The 19,718-nt window shown below is 52.6% G+C and carries 8 protein-coding genes and 3 pseudogenes; 5 read left to right on the top strand and 6 right to left on the bottom strand.

All coding sequences use genetic code 11. From position 1 onward, the window contains the following. Window positions 1-254: pseudogene (locus tag GEI7105_RS0124750) on the top strand (ISKra4 family transposase); the annotation flags it as partial. 141 nt (window positions 255-395) lie between these two features. Here GEI7105_RS0124750 and GEI7105_RS33935 read toward each other — a convergent pair. The 4 genes from GEI7105_RS33935 to GEI7105_RS0124730 all read right to left on the bottom strand — a co-directional run bounded on the left by GEI7105_RS33935 (window position 396) and on the right by GEI7105_RS0124730 (window position 6,838). Beyond that, window positions 396-3,698 carry a tetratricopeptide repeat protein gene (locus GEI7105_RS33935; RefSeq protein WP_158413263.1) on the bottom strand — a complete coding sequence of 1,101 codons (3,303 nt, stop codon included), beginning with the start codon at window positions 3,696-3,698 and terminating at the stop codon, window positions 396-398. A gap of 134 nt (window positions 3,699-3,832) precedes the next feature. Beyond that, on the bottom strand, window positions 3,833-5,125 hold the full coding sequence (locus GEI7105_RS0124740; protein ID WP_017663084.1) for a glycosyltransferase family 4 protein: 1,293 nt from the start codon (window positions 5,123-5,125) through the stop codon (window positions 3,833-3,835). A gap of 144 nt (window positions 5,126-5,269) precedes the next feature. Beyond that, a complete protein-coding gene (locus GEI7105_RS0124735; protein ID WP_017663083.1) occupies window positions 5,270-6,022 on the bottom strand; it encodes a sulfotransferase domain-containing protein in 753 nt (250 codons plus the stop codon). A 231-nt stretch (window positions 6,023-6,253) separates the two neighbouring features. Further along, the gene (locus GEI7105_RS0124730; protein ID WP_017663082.1) at window positions 6,254-6,838 is read right to left on the bottom strand and encodes a cysteine dioxygenase family protein; all 585 of its coding nucleotides are present in this window, start codon (window positions 6,836-6,838) and stop codon (window positions 6,254-6,256) included. 291 nt (window positions 6,839-7,129) lie between these two features. On the opposite strand from GEI7105_RS0124730, the gene GEI7105_RS0124725 reads away from it, so the two are divergent. Genes GEI7105_RS0124725 through GEI7105_RS0124710 form a run of 4 tightly spaced genes read left to right on the top strand, consistent with a single transcriptional unit; the run spans window position 7,130 to window position 18,187 of the window. Then, window positions 7,130-8,023, top strand: coding sequence for a DUF928 domain-containing protein (locus GEI7105_RS0124725; RefSeq protein WP_017663081.1), 894 nt, complete (start codon window positions 7,130-7,132; stop codon window positions 8,021-8,023). Between the two features lie 5 nt (window positions 8,024-8,028). Then, entirely contained in the window at window positions 8,029-11,571 is a 3,543-nt protein-coding gene (locus GEI7105_RS0124720) for a two-partner secretion domain-containing protein (RefSeq protein WP_017663080.1), read from the top strand. Window positions 11,572-11,579: 8 nt separating this feature from the next. Further along, window positions 11,580-15,581, top strand: a complete 4,002-nt coding sequence (locus GEI7105_RS0124715; RefSeq protein ID WP_017663079.1) for a two-partner secretion domain-containing protein — start codon at window positions 11,580-11,582, stop codon at window positions 15,579-15,581. A gap of 8 nt (window positions 15,582-15,589) precedes the next feature. Then, the gene (locus GEI7105_RS0124710) at window positions 15,590-18,187 is read left to right on the top strand and encodes a CHAT domain-containing protein (protein WP_017663078.1); all 2,598 of its coding nucleotides are present in this window, start codon (window positions 15,590-15,592) and stop codon (window positions 18,185-18,187) included. Between the two features lie 126 nt (window positions 18,188-18,313). Here the strand turns inward: GEI7105_RS0124710 and GEI7105_RS35470 are convergent. Together GEI7105_RS35470 and GEI7105_RS32375 are read right to left on the bottom strand one after the other, a co-directional pair. Next, a pseudogene (locus GEI7105_RS35470) lies at window positions 18,314-18,754 on the bottom strand (zinc ribbon domain-containing protein); the annotation flags it as partial. Between the two features lie 17 nt (window positions 18,755-18,771). After that, a pseudogene (locus GEI7105_RS32375) lies at window positions 18,772-19,718 on the bottom strand (IS701 family transposase); the annotation flags it as partial.

The following is a 19,718-nucleotide window of genomic DNA, read 5'->3' as shown; positions in this document are numbered from 1 at the left end:
TCAAGCTGTTCGATGATTGGCCCCATGAGCGGGTCGACCGGTTTATCGCCTATCTGACCAAGCATCGACACCGGATTGTCAACTACAGCTACTACCAAGCTGAGGGTATTTCAATTGGCTCGGGTGAGATTGAGTCAACGGTCAAGCAAATTGGGCGACGGGTTAAGATTTCAGGGGCTCAGTGGCACGAAGACAACGTGCAACAAGTGCTAAAGCACCGATGTGCCTACCTGAACCATCAATTCTCAGACTGAGTCTTGCAAGATTGGGATGCACCCGTCTTTTTTACGTTTCTCCATGAGCAGACGAACACTAAAGAGCCTCAACCTACTCCCGACTTTCCTAAGAAAATCGGGTGAACCGCGTCCCCCCGAAACTCCTCACTACAACAAACTCTATCCTCGAGAAACCTGCTTCGCCACCAACTCCTGAAAAATCCCGTACATATCGCTGGCGAACTTCTTGGGATTCCACAACGGCGCGAGGGTCTCCGTCTGTTTCCCCCGTTCTAACTGCTGTCGCATCTGCTGGCGCAACCCTTCATCGCGTCCCAAGCGAACCGACCAGTCAATATACTCGTCCCACGTCCACGCAATCCCCATGTCCGTTCCCGACGCTTTCATCAACGAGTACGCCTGACGACCGAAGGATTGTTGCGACACCAACGCCACCACTGGCATATTGAACCACAACGCCTCGACCACGTGCGTCGCACCGCTGTAAGGATAAGAATCGATGAGAACGTCGGCGAACTGGTAAATTAAACGGTGTTCCTCTTCAGTGCGAGTGCGCGGTAAGACGCGAATGCGGTTGGTACGAACGCCTTGACGCTGACATTCTTCCTTATAAATGCGTTCGATCGCCACCAAATCCCCGACGCGACCCTTGTAAAACAGCAAACTGTCGGGAACTTGCGACAAAATACGAATCTGCGCTTCTACCAACTCGGGACAGAACTTGTTCCCCGTCGCCACGCAGAGAAACGCCACCTGATTCGGCGCAACTCGCATCGATCGCCGCAACACTTCGCGATCGACCGCTTTGATGGGAAGTCCCCGCGTCGCCGCAAAGGAGTCGGGAAGGCGCACCACCTGTTCGATGTAGTGTTCCTCTACACCAGCGGGGTGAGTTTGCCAATCTCCTAAATAGTAATTCTTCGGCGTCAAATACGGCGCGTCAAATCCCAACCAGGACACGCAAACGTGGGCCGGACTGTGGTAAAACACTTCAGTATTCGGCATCACCGTCACCGAATCCATATCTACTAAAACATCTAACCGATCTTTCGCCACTTCCGCCAAAATCGCCTTAGCTTGTGCGCCTTGGGGTCGGCTAAACTTTTCTGCATAGGTCTCGAACCGCTGTGTGAGTTCGTCTCGTCCCATGTCTCCGGTCACGTAGAGGAAAATGTGCGGCGTGAGTTTCGACAGTTCCTCCATAATATCCACACTCAACCAGCCAACGGAATGGCGGCGGAAGTGTTTCGATAAAAAGCCGATGCGAAGTGGATGACTGGGGTGCGATCGCAGGTTGAGGGGAATCTCTTTGTGTTTTTCGGCGTTGGATTTCGCTTCGAGATATTTAACATAAAACTGTGCCAAACTCTTACACAGTTTGGCGTTCGCCGGAACGTCATCTCGTAAGTGTGGCATATCGAAAGCGATATTGAGATAAAGCCGCACGATATCCTGATAGGTGAGGGTTCCTTTGAGGAGTTCGTAAATTTGCGGTTCCATCTCCTGAAACTTGGCGATCGCAATATCGCTGACCCCCGAGTTCAAATGTGCCTTAATCGCGGCCAGCGACGCCATTACTGCATCTTTCCCTTTCGTATTTTCACAGTATTTCAGCGAAACGTCTCGCGCCGCTGCTTGATCGTGAACGTTGTAAATCTCGCACAAACTCCAATAGGCTTCGCTGAGGTCGCTTTTGAGTGCGATCGCTTTTTTATAAAATCCGATCGCCGTTTGTTTGTCCCCTTTACCGTAATATTTGTTCGCCAGCAAACGATAGGACTCACCGCCACCAAATTCAGCATCGAGATCTAACGCTTGTTTCCAACATTGAATGGTTTCGTCAACTTTACCCAGGCGCTCGTAAACCTTCCCTAAATTCCAATGAATGCCAGGAATTTTATTGTCGATCGAAAGTGCTTTTTGATAAAGTTTTAACGACTCTTGCGGCTGATTTTGGAAGAAATAAAGACTAGCAATGTTCGAGTATACCTCAGCAAAATCAGGCTTAATCGCGATCGCTCGCTGATAAGCGTTCATCGCCGCAGAGCCATTTTGCTGCCCTAAAAAGGCATTTCCCAAACTTTTATACGCTTCGGCAAAATCCGGTTTGCCTTGAATCGCTTTTCGGCACGCATCGATCGCCGCCACGTAATTCTTTTCTTCTAAATATAACTCTGCCAGCGTATGGTGAACCTCGGGAAATTCCGGTCTCAATACCAAGGCGCGGCGATAGTAGCGTAATGCCGTGCGAATTCGTCCAGTATGCTCTTTGATAAAGTTTCCGGTCTCGAACTCGTATCCCGCAACAGTATTATAATTTTCTAGGTCGTAATTCCACTTACCAATATAATGATAGTAATTCAAGAAATAATCGATAATGCGATTGAAATTCTCTTGAATTTCTTCCCGTTCCGGCTCGAGTTCCAACGCCTTTTTAAAATGTTCTAACGCCTTACTCGGAACGCCGTGCAATTCGCACGCCAATCCCAACGCATTTTGATACGTCGCATTTTGCGGGTCGCGTTCGACTGCTTTTTGTAAATCGAGAACGGCTTGATAGCTTTGATGGTGGTGGTAGGCGATGCACCCTAACCCGTAGTGTGCTTCAGCGTTGTTGGAATCGCCTTCGAGGAGTTTTTTATAGAGATAAACCGCCTGTTTGTAGTCTTCTTGACGCTGAAATAGCTGCGCTAACTGTAAAAGTTCCCGTTTCCAAGCCTCGAGATTGCTATGGCGTAACTGTCGCAGCAGCGTATTGAGTTGTTGGCGCGGCTGTTCTAAACTGGGGTCGAGTTCGATCTCCCGTCGGTAACAGGCCGCCGCCTCAGCAATGTTCTGTTGCGCTTGGTACGCCGCACCGAGATTGTGGTGGTAGCTGGGATTGTCGGGACTGCGATCGATGGCTTGTTGGAGAAAGGCGATCGCGCGATCGAACTGGCGTTGTTGGTACGCCAGCGTTCCCAACCCTTGCAACCCATCGGGATGGTTGGGTTCGCGATCGAGCAGTTGTCGGTAAAGCTTTTCAGCCTGTTGGAGATATCCCGCGCGATGAAACTGACGCGCCGTTTGAATCAAGTGAGTTAACGCCGCCGTGCGATCGCATTGCAGCAGATCGTACCAGGCGCGAGACAGGTTCGCCTGTAGCGTAGCGCTTTGAGGTTCGATGGCGATTCCCTTGCGATAGTTGGCGACCGCAGCTTCGGGTTTTCCCTTGGCGCGATAGGCCATTCCCAGCGTGTTGTAGAACACCGGATTTCGGCTGTCGAGTTCGATGGCGCGTTCGACGAGTTCGATGGCGCGATCGCACTCTCCCTTCTGATACGCCACCGCACCGAGACCGTGTAACGCCTCCGCTCGCTGGGGGTCTTCGTTTAAAATATCCCGATAGAGTCGATCGGCCTGGTCTAAATCTCCCGTTCTGTGCGATCGTACCGCCGCCGCTAACGCTTCCACTACACTCATTTCAAGAATTGAGAATTGATAATTGATAATTGACAACGAAGAAAAGGTGCGTGACGCGGAAAATTTCAGGTTAGTGTAAGCACCATACATTTTCTAGCCGCGTCACACACCCTACCGATTCCTGGTGACTGATTTCACGGGTGACTGGTGACGGGTGATGGGTGACTGATTTCCCGTTCGCGCACTTTAACTTGAGGCTGCGGTTCGGGGAACTGTCCCACCGCCACTTGTTTCATCAACTCGATGTGTTTGGGAAGCAGAACCGAATGCGCGTACTGTTCCAAAACCGTTTTTCGTGCATTTTCCCGAATATGCGCCATTTTCGTCGGGTTTTCGAGAACGTCGCTGACGCGATCGGCGATTTGTTTCGGCGAGAAGAAATCCACCAAAAAGCCGTTTTTCCCGTCGTGAATTACCTCTCGAACCGGCGGCGTGTCCGAACCGACGACAACGCATCCAGTGGACATCGCTTCAATCATCGACCACGACAACACGAACGGCCGCGTTAAATAAATATGTGCGTCAGACGCTTGAATGACTTTTAAATATTGTCCGTAAGGAAGAGTTCCCACAAAATGCACCCGCGACATATCTAACGGAACCTTTTCCAGCATCTCTTCTTTGTAGCTTTTTCCATTCGGAAGCGATTTTCCGTAACAGACCCGTTCTGCGGCGACGACGACCACATGACAGTTGGGTCGTTTTTCCTGAAGATAGGCGATCGACTCGATGAATTCCGGGAAACCGCGATAGGGTTCCATTCCCCGCGAAACATAGGTGACGATTTCCTCCGCGTGGGACAAATCTAGATTGGGAAGAACCAACTTCGCACCAGGTTTCGGTTTAAAAAACTCCGTATCCACCCCGTCATGCATCACCGTCATTTTCGGCTGAAACTCCTTGGGAAACTGGGATTTCTGCCAAATCGTCGGCGAGAGTCCCCAATCGCAAGCGTACAAATCCATCAAAATCGGCGCGTTTTTCACCCGAATTTTCGCCTCGTCGTCGGGAGAGAGGGGATCGGCGGGGTCGAAGTCCGCGTCAGAACCGTGGGCCCAGTAGAACCACTCGAAATAACACATCAACTTCGCCTCGGGGAAGACATCCTTCACGAACAGCGTCGGTCCCCATCCTGAATGGCCGTACACCAAATCGGGAACGAAGCCTTGATTTTTCAAGGCGATGAGGGTTCGATACACCGCTTGTCCGTGTAACACCGCACTTTCGAGGGGTCGGACATAGTGATGGGTTTCCGGCCGGGGATCGCGACTCGGCGTAAACAACGCCTTCTTCACACCGGGAATTTTCCACTCAGGACGCTCGTTTTTCGTCCCGAAAACCAGTTCGTTCTCGGGATCTCGACCTAAAATCGTCGCGACGTGGCGAAATTGAGCGGGAAAGTTCGGGTGCAGGAATAAAACACGCATGGCGGCTAAGTTCGGAACTGGCGGTTTGACGGATTCGGAGTTTCCAGCCAACGGCTAGACGCGAGAGCGACACGGACGACCCCGCGCGATGCCAAGTCAGATATGGTATCGCATTCTCGACAAGTCTGGTGTACTGGCAGAATATCACGAGAGCGAATCGTTCCATCCCCAGTCTTGCTGCAACTCGTCGAACAAGGCGCGGTTGTGGGGAGCGAAGTACGTCTGCAACTGTTGTTTTAGTGACTGCGGGATATCTGAATAGTTCCCTGTGTTGAGACTGGGGTAAGCCTCGAGGGAGATGGGGGGAAGGTCGAGGAAGGACAACACCCGCGTTAAGGTGTCGTTGGGGTTGCGATAGAAGGCTTCGCTGTTGAGAACGAGCATTTGTTCTCGGGGGAAGTGGTTCCACCATTGTTGGAGTTGTTCGAGGTAACGTCCCCGCGCCAGGTAACTATGGTGTTGGTAGTTATAACTGCGATAGTGGGGGTCGTTCCGGAGTTTTTCGGCTTCGGTGGCGAGGCGTTGGGGTTCTTGGCGCAAGGCTTCTTGAAGAGAAAGGGTCTCGAAACCCTGTTTGACTTCGTGGAAGTATTGGGAAATGGCGCGATCGACTGGGTTTCGCAGCAGTGCGATAAGTTTGACCTGGGGACAAGTAGCGGCGACGCGACGGGGTACGTCGGGGTGAAAGATGTAGTAGGGACTGGCTTCTCCGGCGATCGCACTGTTTGGGGTGTCGGAAAATTGTCTGGCGTACCAGTCGACGCCGAGATGATAGTGCAAGTCGAAGAAATGAACTTCTTTTTGCGGGGCAACTCGTACCTGGGGATGTTGGCTGAGGTAGTAAAATAAGGAAGTCGTTCCGCCTTTTTGCGCGCCGATAATGAGAAAATCTGGCATTGTGGGCGATCGATTTTATGGTGCGGTGTTTTTTACCATATTTTTGTTATAATTGCAAGTTTTTTTGAAGGTTTGTAGTTTGGACGAAAACCCACAGAATTTAGGGAAAATTACCACAGAGACACAGAGGACACGGAGAATTTTTGTGTCTGTCGATCGAATGCTGTCGCTTTTAAAAGCTTGGGTTGAGGAATGAAAACTAACTGAGGATTTTATGTGTTTTGATAGCGTTTAAAATCGTTTGGCGGTGTGGGCGACAGCATCGAATTCAAACCGCTTCGTGTAGTCGGTTTTTCCGTAAAGATTAAACGAGACCGTCGGCGTGTTTCCCAAAACTTCAATACAGTGGATGGTGTCTGGGGTAAAGGCGATCGCCTCACCAGGTTCGAGAAGGCGATCGCCAACCTTCTCGATCGCGTCTCCCTCCGTTCGCCGCCAAAAACTGTTTTTCTCAGAACCGTCTAACATGGCGACGACTCCCCAAGTCGCGTGATTGTGGATTGGCGATGTAGCTCCCGGCGTCCACGCCACCAGTTGCACCGTAAACGGATAGTCCGGTTCGTCGTACAATTTCGAGACCGACCAACCTTTTTTGGGATCGGGGGGAACGTAAAAGGCTTCGAGCCATTGCGCGTCGGTGAGAAACTGACGCACTCGCGGAACGATACGGAAGAGGCGATCGCGATCGTCCCCGAACTCCGCCACGATGTCTTCGAGATCCGTCAGCAGGCGATACAGGCGATAGGGAGAGTATGGCGCAATCCGTTTTATTGGGCGGCGTTCGTATTTCAGGGCGAATGGCGCTAGCGTTCCCACTTCCGCCAAGCGGAGAAGGCGAAACGAAACCCAGCCAAGGCAATGCTTTCGTGAAGATATTCCAACCTGTTATACTCGGATTGAGATTCCGTAGAATTACGGAAAGTTGTCGAAGAGCCTTTTGAACCCAGACAAAGGCGAACCGATCTCCCCTCAATTGAGAGGCGAGTTGTTTTAACTGTTGCGATCGATCTCGAGCAGGGCATTTCAGACGCGTTTCAAAAATTCGCTCGAGTCGTTTCTTCGTGTGAGTTCCTCGAACCTTTGTGTGTTGTTTTTCTAATAGAACGCATGGCTGCTTTCCCCTTTGTCGTTCTCGTAGCAGTAGTTCTCGAAGCTAGCATCGTATCGAACAGTATTCCAGCCTCCCTCGACGATAGTGAAATCGAGCGATCGCCCCGAAGGAGTCAGGCGATCGAAGAATTCGATCCGCCCGATCGCGGTACGCCCGAAGACGGTCTAGATGGAGGCGGTGCGCGACAGTTCGAGCCACCCGATCGCGGTACGCCCGGAACCCCCTTAGACGGCGGGTCGGCGCGATACGTTCCGCCACAGGGGGACTACCCCGTCCGGCCGGGCAGTGCGGGAACGCGCGGTAAATGTCCCCAAGACGAAGTCTTCCCCGAACCGCCACTGACCGCGTTAGTACCGAGGTTAAATCCCGAAGAAGGCGACTGGGCGTTGACGGTCTCGCCGCGTCCGACCTTGTGGGTGTACGTTCCCGAAACCGTCGCGTCCGAGGGCATTTTCGTACTGCGCGATCGCCAGTGGAACGACCTGTACCGTCAAGAAGTGGCGTTATCCGAAGCCGGAATCCTCGAACTCGAGCTTCCCGAGGCGGTAGAAGCGTTAGCGGCGGAGGAAGATTATCGATGGCAGTTTGCGATCGTCTGTCCGGCGGACGCCACGAACGCTCGGCGAGAGATCGTCACCGAAGGCTGGGTGCGTCGCGTCGAACCGAGCGAAGCCTTAACTCAAGAACTCGAGGGCGTGCCAGAGCGCAACGAACCGCTCGTCTACGGCTTAAACGGCATTTGGTACGACGCGTTGTCGGGCTTGGCGCGTCAGGTGCAAGCATCGCCTAGCGATGAAGAGACGCAGCAGCGTTGGCAGGAGTTTTTAGAATCGGCGGGATTGGCTGAGTTTTCCGAAGTTTCCGTATTGGAATCAATCGAGTCCAGATAAACGTCATGACACAGATTTTGTGGAAATGGGGAGTGGCGATCGCCGTAGGAACGAGCGTTGCGATCGCCGACGTGGGAGTCGCAGGAGCGCAAATCGTCCCCGATGACACCTTGGGCGCCGAAAGTTCGCTCGTGTCACCGACTGAAGCCGGGGTGCGTATCGACGGCGGAGCGTTGCGGGGAGGAAATCTCTTTCACAGTTTCGAGGAATTCTCCGTTCCCACGAACCGCGAGGCGTTGTTTAACAACAATCTCGACGTTCGCAACATCTTCAGTCGCGTCACGGGAAGTTCCATTTCCGACATTGACGGGTTAATCAGAGCCAACGGAGCGGCAAACCTGTTTCTGCTCAATCCCAACGGCATTGTTTTCGGTCCGAACGCGCGATTAGATATTGGCGGGTCGTTTTTGGCGAGTACCGCCGATAGTGTGCTGTTTGAAAACGAATTGGAATTTAACGCCACCAATCCTGAAAACAGCACGGCGTTGCTGAGCGTGAACGTTCCGTTAGGGTTGCAGTTTAACGGGAATCCCGGCGATATTATCAATCGCGCATCGACAACGAGTCTTGAAGGAAATATCACGGGTTTAGAAGTCCAGCCAACTCAAAGTTTAACCTTGGTGGGTGGCGATATCTTATTCGATGGTGGCGGTGTTAACGCACCGGGCGGTCGGTTAGAAATGGGAGGATTGGCAGAAGCAGGAATTGTTGGATTAAATGCCAAAAACATTACCACAATATTGGATTTTTCGCAAGCTATTTATCTCGGAAATATTACGTTAACAAATTTATCGAGAGCCAGCGTTCGAGGCGTTGGCGGGGGCGATATCGTCGTTTACGCAGATCGTTTAACCGCAAATAACGGCGGTCGATTTATTGCTGGAACCACAGGAAACGGAAACAGTGGAGATATTCAAGTTTTTGCAAATCGCATTGATGTCTCGGGAAACGTCAACCAAACTCGCAGTGGATTTTTCAATCAAGGTTTACCCGGAAGTCAGGGAGACGTCGGAAATATTATTTTGAATTCTTCAGAGTTAACGATCGCCTCTGAAGGAATAGTTTTTATATTTTTGGCAGGAGATGGAAATGGTGGCGACATTATCGTTAATTCAAACATCGTAAATTCAGTAGAAGATAGAGTGTTTGGTGCAGAATTTTTATTCGGTTCTTCAGGATTTTACAATGCTGCCGAACCGGGATCTTCAGGGAGTGTTGGGAATATTAACATTCAAGCTGAAACTTTGAATTTAGTGCGATCGAATATCGAAATTTTCCCGAGATTCAACTCAAGCAATGCCGGAAACTTAACCCTGGAAGCCAATCGAATATACCTATCTGAATCCGGAGTGTTTCTCGGGAGCGCAGGAAGCGGAATCTCCGGTGAATTGAGGGTTGTCGCAGACGAAATCGAACTCGATCGCTCGGATATTGGAACTTCTATTTTTACCGATGGAATGAGTGGAGATATAACCATCGTTGCAAACTCCCTAAAACTCAACAACGGTTCGTCAATTTTTTCAGCAACATCGACTTCAATCTTAGACGACATTTTTGACGATGAATCTGTACCAGATTTACTGAGGCGAGGCAGTTCGGGAAATATTAATATTAGAGTACGGGACACTCTCGAACTCCAAGGAACGAATTTCGATACAAATAGTTCCATTTCCTCCTCAGTTTTAGGAGTGGGAAATTCCGGAAATATTTCCATTGAAGCCTCTCGTCTGAGATTGGCGGATGGGGCGAGAATTTTGACGCAAGCCGAAAATGGCAACGTCGGAGAAATCAACTTAAGAATCACAGGAGACATGACGCTCGATGGATTTCAAGAAATCGGATTGTCTCAATTTCCCACTATTATTAATACTCAAAGCACGGGAACGGGAGATACCGGAAATATTTCGATCGAAACCGCACGATTGACGTTAACCAACGGCGCCCGAATTTCAACAGCCACCACAAACAGTGGCAATGCCGGTTCGATTCGAGTCGAGGCATCCGAAATCCTCTTAGACGGTGAAATATTGGAAAATGCCTTACAGCCTCAGCCGACACAAATCACCACAGATGTCTTTACCGAGAACGCCGTCGTCACGGGGTTAGGCGGTACTCTCACCCTCAACGCCGATCGCATTACCATTTCCAACGGCGCACAGATTTCAGCCTTGACGTTTTCGCAAGGAGACGCCGGATCGATCGCCATTCAAACCACCGAACTCCAGGCGATCGATGGGACTATTTCCACCCAAACCTTCGGACCGGGGAATGCTGGCGCGATCGAGATCGACGCGCAAACCGTGCGCTTGTCAGACGGTGCGACTCTCACCTCGGGAGCCTCGTTTCCCGATCCGTTTAACCTAGAAGGCGATCGAAACGTCGGACGAGGTGGCACGATTACCGTTCGAGCCTCCGAACTCTTGGAATTAGACAGCGGGAGTCAAATCCTAGGAGATGTCAGCGTCAACACCGACAGTCAGGGCGGAAACATTATTTTAGACGGCGATCGCGTGAGAATTCGCGGTGGTTCGAGCGTCACCTCATCCAACTTCGGAATTGGCAATGCAGGAACCGTAAACCTTCGTGCCAACGACCTGCAAATTATCGGCTCGTCGAGCCGTTTGTTAGCCGAAGCCAATGGTGGAATAATCGTCGATCCCGCCAGATTTACAGACTTAATCGGCGGCAGCGATCCCACCGCCGATCTCTCTAGCATTATCGAATTAACTCGAGCCGTAGGGGGGACGATCGCCGTAGACGCCGAACGCCTCGAGGTTCGCGACGGCGGTACTATCAGCGTCAGCAGTGGCGGAATCAGCGAACCGGGAAACGTGCAACTGCAAATTGGCGATCGCCTGCGTCTCGACAACCGAGGACGAATCGCCGCTTCCTCTGTCACTGGAAATGGGGGAAATATCAACATCAACGCCCGAAACATACGGTTGCGTCGTCGCAGCCAAATGTCAGCCGCCGGAAGTCCCGTCGATCCCACCTTTGACGGAAACATCACCCTCAATACCGAAACTCTCGCCTTACTCGAAGGGAGCCAAATCGTCACCAGTTCCGCCGATCCCCAAGGAGGAAGCAACATCGAAATCCGTCCGTGGGAGAACGATCTCGTGGTGTTGCAATCTCCCGACAGCCTTATCAACGCCACCGGACAACTGGCGATCGAAGGCGACATCGACGTACAACAACCGGATTTACCCGAAGTGGACGTAGTAGACGCCGCCGCCATCCTCGCCACCGATCCCTGCGCCACAGGGCGAGACAGCGAATTCTACATCACCGGACGGGGCGGCTTACCCCCCAATCCCGAAAGCATCCTTCCCGGCAACGCCACCTGGGTCGATTTGCGATCGCCCCAAGTCGCCACCCCCGAACTGACTTCTACCCCGGACGACGAAACTTCCCAACTGGTGGAAGCTCAAGGTTGGTACGTCAACCGGGAGGGAAACGTGGTTCTTTCAGCCCAAACCGCCAACGCCGAACCGAACCTTCCCCCACCTCAACCCGACTCCTGTTCGCCAAACAATTCAACTCGCTGAGGCGACTTATGCGCGATCGCACGTCCCTGATTTTCCTAACACTGTATTTTCTGGCATTTCCCGTCAGACAAAACGCAGCGCAGGCGCAAATCGTCCCCGACGGAACCTTGGGAACCGAAAGTTCGACGATTTCTCCGACTGATACGGGAGTTCAAATCGACGGCGGCGCGTTGCGGGGGAACAATTTATTTCACAGTTTCGAGGAATTCTCCGTTCCCACGAACCGCGAGGCGTTGTTTAACAACGCTTTGGAAGTGCAAAACATTTTCAGTCGCGTCACGGGGCGATCGATCTCTAATATCGACGGGTTGCTGCGAGCCAACGGAACGGCAAATTTGTTTTTGCTCAATCCCAACGGCATTATTTTCGGGCCGAACGCGCAGTTAAACATCGGCGGATCGTTTTTGGCGAGTACCGCCGATAGTGTGCTGTTCGAGAACGGATTGGAGTTTAACGCCACCAATCCTGAAAACAGTACGGCGTTGCTGAGCGTGAACGTGCCGTTAGGGTTGCAATTTAACGACGCACCGGGCGCAATTCAAGCAAGGGGGTCAGCCTTGACTGTACCCAACGGCGAAGCGTTGACGTTAGTGGGGGGAGAAATTTCACTTAACAGCACCACCCTGGAAGCCCCCGGCGGACGAGTCGAACTGGCCGCGGCGAGTCATCCGGGGAACGCCATCTTGCAGGAGAGTCGCGTTGAGTTGCCCGTAGAACTCACCCGATTGCCGATTTCGCTAAACGGCACTGATATTAATGTGTTGGGCAGTAGTGGGGGCGAGATTGCCGTCAGTGCCTCCGATTTAACGATTCAAAGTAGCTTTTTGAGTGCGGGGATTGTCGAAGGTGCGGGATTTCCAGGGGCGAGAGCCGGGGATATCGAGCTAAACGCGACGGGACACATGGCAATCGGAGCAGGGAGTTTCATTCGCAATGATGTCAGAGTGAGTTCTACCGGCAACGCTGGTGATGTGACAGTCTTTGCCAATACTATAGAAGTCCGCGAGGGGGCAGTGTTATCTTCCAGCACCTTGGGACAGGGAGATTCGGGTTCTATCAGCATCGAAGCTACTGACACCGCCTTTTTCTCTGGCAGTGCTGTGGGCAGCGGAGTTGGAGTAGACGGACAGGGCAACGCTGGTAAGGTTTGGGTACTTGCCAACACCATAGAAGTCCGCGATGCGGGCGAGTTAAATTCCAACACTTTTGGAGAAGGAAATGCAGGAACCATCAGCATCGAAGCTACGGACACTGTCGTTTTCTCCAACGGTTTTGCACTCAGTAATGTCCTGGAAGATGGACAAGGTCATGGGGGGGACGTCAGGATCTTTGCGAACGCCATCGAAATTCTCGATGGAGGACAGTTATCTTCAAGCACTGACGGAGAAGGAAATGCGGGAACCATTAGCATCGAAGCCACTGACACTGTCCTCTTTTCAGGGGTGAGTTCTGTTGGAGCTTCTAGTGGTGCGTTCAGCCAGGTGGGAGAAGAAGGACGAGGCAACGCTGGCGAGGTTAGAGTGGTCGCCAACACCGTCGAAATTCGCGACGGGGCAGTGTTGGATTCCAGCACCTTGGGAGAAGGAGATGCGGGAACCGTCAGTGTCGAAGCCATTGACACTGTCATCTTTTCAGACATAAGTGCTGAAGGGTTTGCGAGTGGTGCGGCCAGCAATGTTGAAGAGGAAGGACGAGGTAACGCTGGTGAGGTTAGAGTGGTCGCCAACACTGTCGAAATTCGCGACGGCGCTCAGTTATCTTCAAGCACTTCAGGAGAAGGAAATGCAGGAACTATTAGCCTCGAAGCTACTGACGCCGTGTTCTTCTCGGGGATGGGTTCTGAAGAGGTTTATAGGACTTTACTCAGTATCGTGGAAGAGGGAGGAAGAGGTAATGCAGGTGATATCAGAGTCGTTGCCAACACCATAGAAGTTCGCAATGGGGCGGTATTGAATTCAAGCACCTTGGGAGAAGGTGATGCAGGCACAGTAAGTTTTATAGCAACCGATGCTGTGGTCTTCTCTAGCGGAGGGGCGGTCAGTGGCGTTATAGGACAAGGCAACGCCGGTAATGTCAACATAGTTGCTGGTTCCGTAGAAGTCCGCGACGGGGCGTTACTGAGTTCAAGTACCTTGGGAGAAGGAGATGCTGGAAACGTCAGCGTCACAGCGACCGACTCCGTTTTCTTCTCTAACGGGAATGCATTTAGTAATGTTGAAGAGGGCGGACAAGGTAATGCTGGTGGTATTAACGTGGTCGCCAACACCGTCGAAGTCCGCGATGCTGCTCAATTATCTTCCAGCACGTTGGGACTAGGAGATGCAGGCACAGTCAGCGTGGTTGCTGACACTGTTATTTTCTCAGGAGCAAATTCCGAAGGGTTTTCTGGTGCCGCACGTAGCACGGTAGAGGAAGGAGGACAAGGCAATGCAGGTGATATCAGAGTAGTTGCCAACACGGTAGAAGTGAGCAACGGAGCGTTGTTAACTTCAAGCACGTTGGGAATAGGAGACGCAGGCACAGTTAGTATCGAAGCGACGGGTACTGTTGTCTTTTCAGGTGTAAGTCCTGCTGGGTTTTCTAGTGGTGCAGTTAGCAATGTTGCAGTGACTGGACGAGGCAATGCAGGAGATGTCAGGGTGGTTGCTAACACCATAGAAGTGCGCGACGGCGCATCGTTAAATTCAAGCACGTTAGGAATAGGAGATGCAGGCACAGTCAGCATTGAAGCCTCCGACTCTGTCCTCTTCTTCAACGGGAATGCACTAAGCGCAGTGGAAGAAGGCGGAATAGGCAATGCTGGTGGGATTAGTGTGATAGCCAACACTGTAGAAGTGAGTGGCGGCGCCCAGTTGGATTCAAGCACTTTGGGAGAAGGCGATGCCGGAACCGTCCGCGTCGAAGCCTCCGACACTATCGTTTTCTCTGGAGTGAATTCTGAGCAATCCCCCAGTGCTGCGTTCAGTGTCGTGGGAAATGGAGGACGAGGCAATGCGGGCAATGTCAGGGTAGTCGCTAACACCGTGGAAGTGCGCGACGGCGCATCGTTAAATTCAAGTACCTTGGGAATAGGAAACGCCGGAACTGTCAGCGTCGAAGCCTCCGACTCTGTCGTTTTCTCTAATGGGGTTGCGCTTAGCGAGGTGGTTGGTGAAGGACAAGGCAACGCTGGTGATGTTAGAGTTCTGGCCAACACTGTAGAAGTGCGTGACGGCTCTTTACTATCTTCAATTAACTTCTCCAACAATTTCAATCAATTTTCAGCAGGTAGCGTTATCGTTCAAGCTGACTCTATCCACATGACTGAGAGTGGCATGGTTGCTTTTACTATTGGGCGAGGGGGCAATATACAACTAGACGCTCAAGTGAGCGTGTTACGCAACGGTAGTTTCATCAACACCAATGCGGGGGGGATTTTTCCAGGGGGCAATATCACGATCGATACAGGCGTTCTCGCCGCCCTGGAAAACAGTGACATCAGTGCCAACGCCCTCAACTCCGCAGGTGGACGAGTCATTATCGACGCCCAAGGCATTTTCGGCACGCAATTCCGCAACCAACTTACCCCCGAAAGCGACATTACCGCCACCTCCGAACTGGGAGCAGAATTCAGCGGAACCGTCGAACTCAATACTCCCAATATCGACACTACATCGGGACTCGTCGATCTGTCGGCAAATCCGGTAGACGCCGCCGCCATCCTCGCCACCGATCCCTGCGCCACCGGGCGAGACAGCGAATTCTACATCACCGGACGGGGCGGCTTACCCCCCAATCCCGAAAGCATCCTTCCCGGCAACGCCACCTGGGTCGATTTACGATCGCCCCACACCGCCACCCCCGAACTGACTTCTACCCCGGACGACGAAACCGCCCAACTGGTGGAAGCTCAAGGTTGGTACGTCAACAGCGAGGGAAACGTTGTCCTGTCCGCCCAAACCGCCAACGCCGAACCGAACCTTCCCCAACCCCAACCCGACTCCTGTTCGCCAAACAATTCAACTCGCTGAGGTGACTTATGCTCGATCGCACCTTTCTAACTTTATCGGTTCTGAGTTTCTGTCTCCTGGCGACTCCGGCTCGGGGTGTCGTCACTCCTCTAGAAACGCCCGACGAGACAGTGGCTGTCGCCGTCGAGACCGGCGATCGCACGCCAAATCTTACTTTGTTGCAGCAAGGGCGATCGCTCTACAGCAGGCAACGCTACGCCGAGGCCGCCCGAATTTGGGAACGGGCAGCGACGGAGTTCGAGACGGACGGCAACTTTTCTTACCAGGCTCTGGCGTTGAGTTACTTCAGCCTGGCCAGCCAACAACTGGGAGAGTGGGAAACTGCCCGAGACGCCAGCGATCGCAGTATTGCGCTCCTCCAAGCCGAACCCCCCGCACCGTCGGCAATTTTGGCGCAAGTTCTCAACATCCGAGGACATCTCTATCTGGCTTCGGGACAGCCTGAACTCGCCCTCGAAACCTGGCAACAGGCCACAGACGCCTACGACACTGCCGACGATGCCGACGGCGCGATCGCCAGTCAGATTAACGAAGCGCAAGCGATGCAAGCCTTGGGACTCTACGGTCGATCGCGCGATCGCCTCGAAGCCGTCGCCACCCAATTACAGGAACGCCCCGACTCCGTCGTCAAAGCAACGGGATTGCGGAGTTTGGGCAACACGCTGCAAGCCATCGGCGAGTTAGAAGAGGCGCGAGTCGTCTTGCAACAGAGCCTCGACATTGCCGAAACTACGGGCGATAAAGACGCGATCGCCTCAGTCTATTTGAGTTTGGGTAACACCGCCAACGCCCTCTCCCACCGGGCGGAAATCTTGGGACAGGAGACGATGGCGGAAGCAGAACGAACGGCCAGTTTCGCGGCTTACCGCCAAGCGGCCGCCGTCACACAACGGGCGATCGTGCGGGTCGAAGCACAACTGAACCAACTGTCATTGCTGGAAAATCGGGAACGAGAAAACCGCGACCGGTCGGGGCTTCAAGCGGCGATCGCCACTCACCTCGAGGAACTGCCCCCCAGTCGCCGCAGCATCTACGCCCGAGTTCGCTTTGCCCACAGTTTGAAGGCGTTTGGGGCAGACTCCCGCAGGGTTGCCGAAATTCTCGCGACGGCAGCACAACAGGCCAAGGAAATTGGCGATCGCCGGGCGGAATCCTATGCGTTAGGAAACTTAGCCGCCCTCTACGAAACCACGCAACAGTGGGAAACGGCGGAATCTCTGACGCGAAACGCTCTAGTTCTCGCTCAAGCTATCGACGCGGGAGATATCGCCTATCGCTGGCAATGGCAGTTAGGACGATTGTTGAAAGTTCAAGAGAAAACGCAACCCGCCAGGGATGCCTACGGCGTCGCCGTCAAAACTCTCAAATCCATCCGCAGCGACCTCGTCGCCATCAGTACGGATATTCAATACGATTTTCGCGAAGCTGTCGAACCCGTCTATCGAGAATACGTGGATTTGCTGCTGTCCGACGACGCCCCGAGTCAAGAGAACTTGCAACTGGCACGGCGGGCGATCGAAGATTTACAACTGGCAGAACTGGACAATTTTTTCCGAGATGCTTGTTTGGATACGACGCCGGTTTCTGTGGAGGAAATCGACGCCAACGCTGCCGTCGTCTATTCGATTATTTTGCCCGATCGCCTGGCGACGATTCTGTCACTTCCCGGCGAACCGTTGCAGTTTTACGAAACCCCAGTCTCTCAAGGGCAGATTAACCAAACGCTGCGGGAGTTTCGGGTGCAAGTGGCCAGTCGCGTGTTCGATCGCCCGAAACTGCTGGCGCGATCGCAGCAACTGTATGACTGGGTAATCCGCCCCCTGGAACCCGCCTTAAATCGTAGCGACGTGCGAACCCTCACCTTCGTCCTCGATGGCTTGCTGCGAAACGTTCCCATGGCGGCGTTACACGACGGAGAACGCTATCTCGTCCAACGATACGGCGTCGTCTTAACGCCGGGAATGCAGCTTTTGGAAACGGGGGAAAAAATCGATCGCGATCGACTCGCCACCCTCGCCGCCGGACTCTCTCAAGAACGTCACGGCTTCCCGCCTTTGGTCAACGTTCCCAGGGAACTGGAAAATATTACTTCTCAGGTGACGTCGAGTCACCAGTTACTCGATAGCGGCTTTACTCGAACCTCCCTGGAACGGGAAGTTCGGGATTTTCTCGCCCCGATCGTTCACATTGCCACCCACGGACAGTTCAGTTCCCAAGCCGAGAAAACCTTTATCCTGGCTTACGATCGCCCCGTGAACGTGCGGGAGTTAGAATCTTTGCTGCAACGGCGGGAGGAAGATACCTCGGAGGCGATCGAACTCTTGGTATTGAGTGCCTGTGAAACCGCAGCCGGAGACGATCGCGCGGCGTTGGGACTGGCAGGGGTTGCAGTGCGGGCTGGGGCGCGAAGTACCCTCGCGACCTTGTGGCAAGTGGACGATGCCGCCACGTCGTTGTTTATGTCGGCGTTTTACGGGGCGCTGGCGCAACCGGGAATCACGAAAGCCGAAGCGTTGCGACAAGCACAGTTGAGTTTGTTGGAGCAAGGGGAGTATTTTCCGCCTTATTTTTGGGCGCCTTACGTGTTGGTGGGCAACTGGATGTAAACTACTCGACGCCGACCCTTCGGACGTTCGGCGATTGCCGATTCAATGGGAACGTTAGAGTCCAAAACGATCGCCGGTCAAACTATCTCGCATCGAAATTTGCTCTGGAGACTCGTTCGGCAAGCCTTAAAATAGAGAACGAGAGAGAATTGACAATTCGCCAGATACTTCAACGCTACATTCGATCGCTGTTTTGACATCCTCTCCCAGCAACCCGTTCCGGGTATGCAGGGAGATTCCTTGGGTCGCCCCAAAGATTTCCTGCTTCAACAGGTGCCAGCTAGACTGAGCCAACTCAGCCCCCGCCGCATCCCCTCCACAGGCAGTTTCGATTCCCCGTTGCCCACGGGTACAGATAACTTGTCCGCTCGCCACATCACGGGGCTTTGTTGACCCGCAGTTGTGGCAGTGATGGATTCGAGTTGAGAGGTCTTTGCGAACCTCCACTCCACAATCCGGACACTCCTGAGAAGTGCCACGGGCATCAACTTTGCCGTAAAAGACATCGCGCTTCCAGCACACCCAGGGAAGGATCTGATTCACAAATTGTCCCAATCCAGCATCTAGCGGTACTTAAACAAATTTCAAGCCCAAACCAAGCCAAAACGCGCTTTGTGAGCGGCAAACAGGTCTCGATTCTCGTTCAGCCATGCCACAAAACGAAAAGACATGGCTGTCCGAAAAGCCTCTAAAGCATCTACAAAAGTTTCCAAAGGTTGGTTCGCCCACTTCCTTCGTAAACCGCCCGTCAACTTATGCCAAAGGATAAAAGTGTAGGCACAAAATACCAAAATTAAATGCCGCTGTAAACTCTTCAAACCTCTCGCCTGGCATTCCCTCCAACCCAACCATCCTTTGGCTTCCCGATAGAAGACTTCTACCCAGTTTCGCCCTGAGTAAGTGTTCACGACCCATTCGGCAGTCACTTTTTCGGAGTCTTCATTCGTGATAAAATAATCAATTTCTGTCGCGTCCGCATAAGAACTTGCATTCATGACGATAGCAAAGGTTCTTTCTCCTTGTAGACGTGACAGCTCTGCCGTACCCGTCGCCACCCACAGGGTTTTGGGCTTGTTTGAATTTAGAGAAACTGACGTAAAGTCCTCTTCTGGTAAGCTTTTGGCATATTCATCAAGGCGAATCTTTTGCCAATTTTCTCCCGATTGATTCAGCCAGATTTTTCCGATTTTTGGCGACGGCTCCTAGATACTTCAGTCGGCGAGATTCGAGTCCCTTTAAAAAATTTGTGTTGTTACCATAGCCGGCATCCATGAGGACGATTCCCGGTCGATACCCTCTCTTTAAACTCCGGTCAATTAATTCTAAGGCGATTTCGGGTTCTTTTTGAAAGAGGGATCTTTCTTGCCTGAGGGTAAGGAACTGGCTGGCTGATAGATTTCTACATCCAGAGGCAAATTTTTTTGCCATCATAGAGATGGGTCGTTACCGCCACGATTCCGTTGTCGAGCTTGCCGATTTCTCCGATGTACTGTCTTCCCACACCTGCGGTGAAGTTGCCGCTTTTCGATGT

It is taken from the genome of Baaleninema simplex PCC 7105 (assembly GCF_000332355.1).
In the GTDB taxonomy this organism is placed as follows: domain Bacteria; phylum Cyanobacteriota; class Cyanobacteriia; order Cyanobacteriales; family Geitlerinemataceae; genus Baaleninema; species Baaleninema simplex.
The sequence above is the reverse complement of the archived record's forward strand: the minus strand, read 5'-3'. Positions and strand labels throughout refer to the sequence as shown.

Coding starts and splice junctions, on each gene's coding strand:
- GEI7105_RS0124720 (WP_017663080.1), top strand. CDS start 8,029: ATGACACAGATTTTGTGGAAATGGGGAGTGGCGATCGCCGTAGGAACG.
- GEI7105_RS33935 (WP_158413263.1), bottom strand. CDS start 3,698: ATGAGTGTAGTGGAAGCGTTAGCGGCGGCGGTACGATCGCACAGAACG.
- GEI7105_RS0124725 (WP_017663081.1), top strand. CDS start 7,130: ATGGCTGCTTTCCCCTTTGTCGTTCTCGTAGCAGTAGTTCTCGAAGCT.
- GEI7105_RS0124710 (WP_017663078.1), top strand. CDS start 15,590: ATGCTCGATCGCACCTTTCTAACTTTATCGGTTCTGAGTTTCTGTCTC.
- GEI7105_RS0124735 (WP_017663083.1), bottom strand. CDS start 6,022: ATGCCAGATTTTCTCATTATCGGCGCGCAAAAAGGCGGAACGACTTCC.
- GEI7105_RS0124715 (WP_017663079.1), top strand. CDS start 11,580: ATGCGCGATCGCACGTCCCTGATTTTCCTAACACTGTATTTTCTGGCA.
- GEI7105_RS0124740 (WP_017663084.1), bottom strand. CDS start 5,125: ATGCGTGTTTTATTCCTGCACCCGAACTTTCCCGCTCAATTTCGCCAC.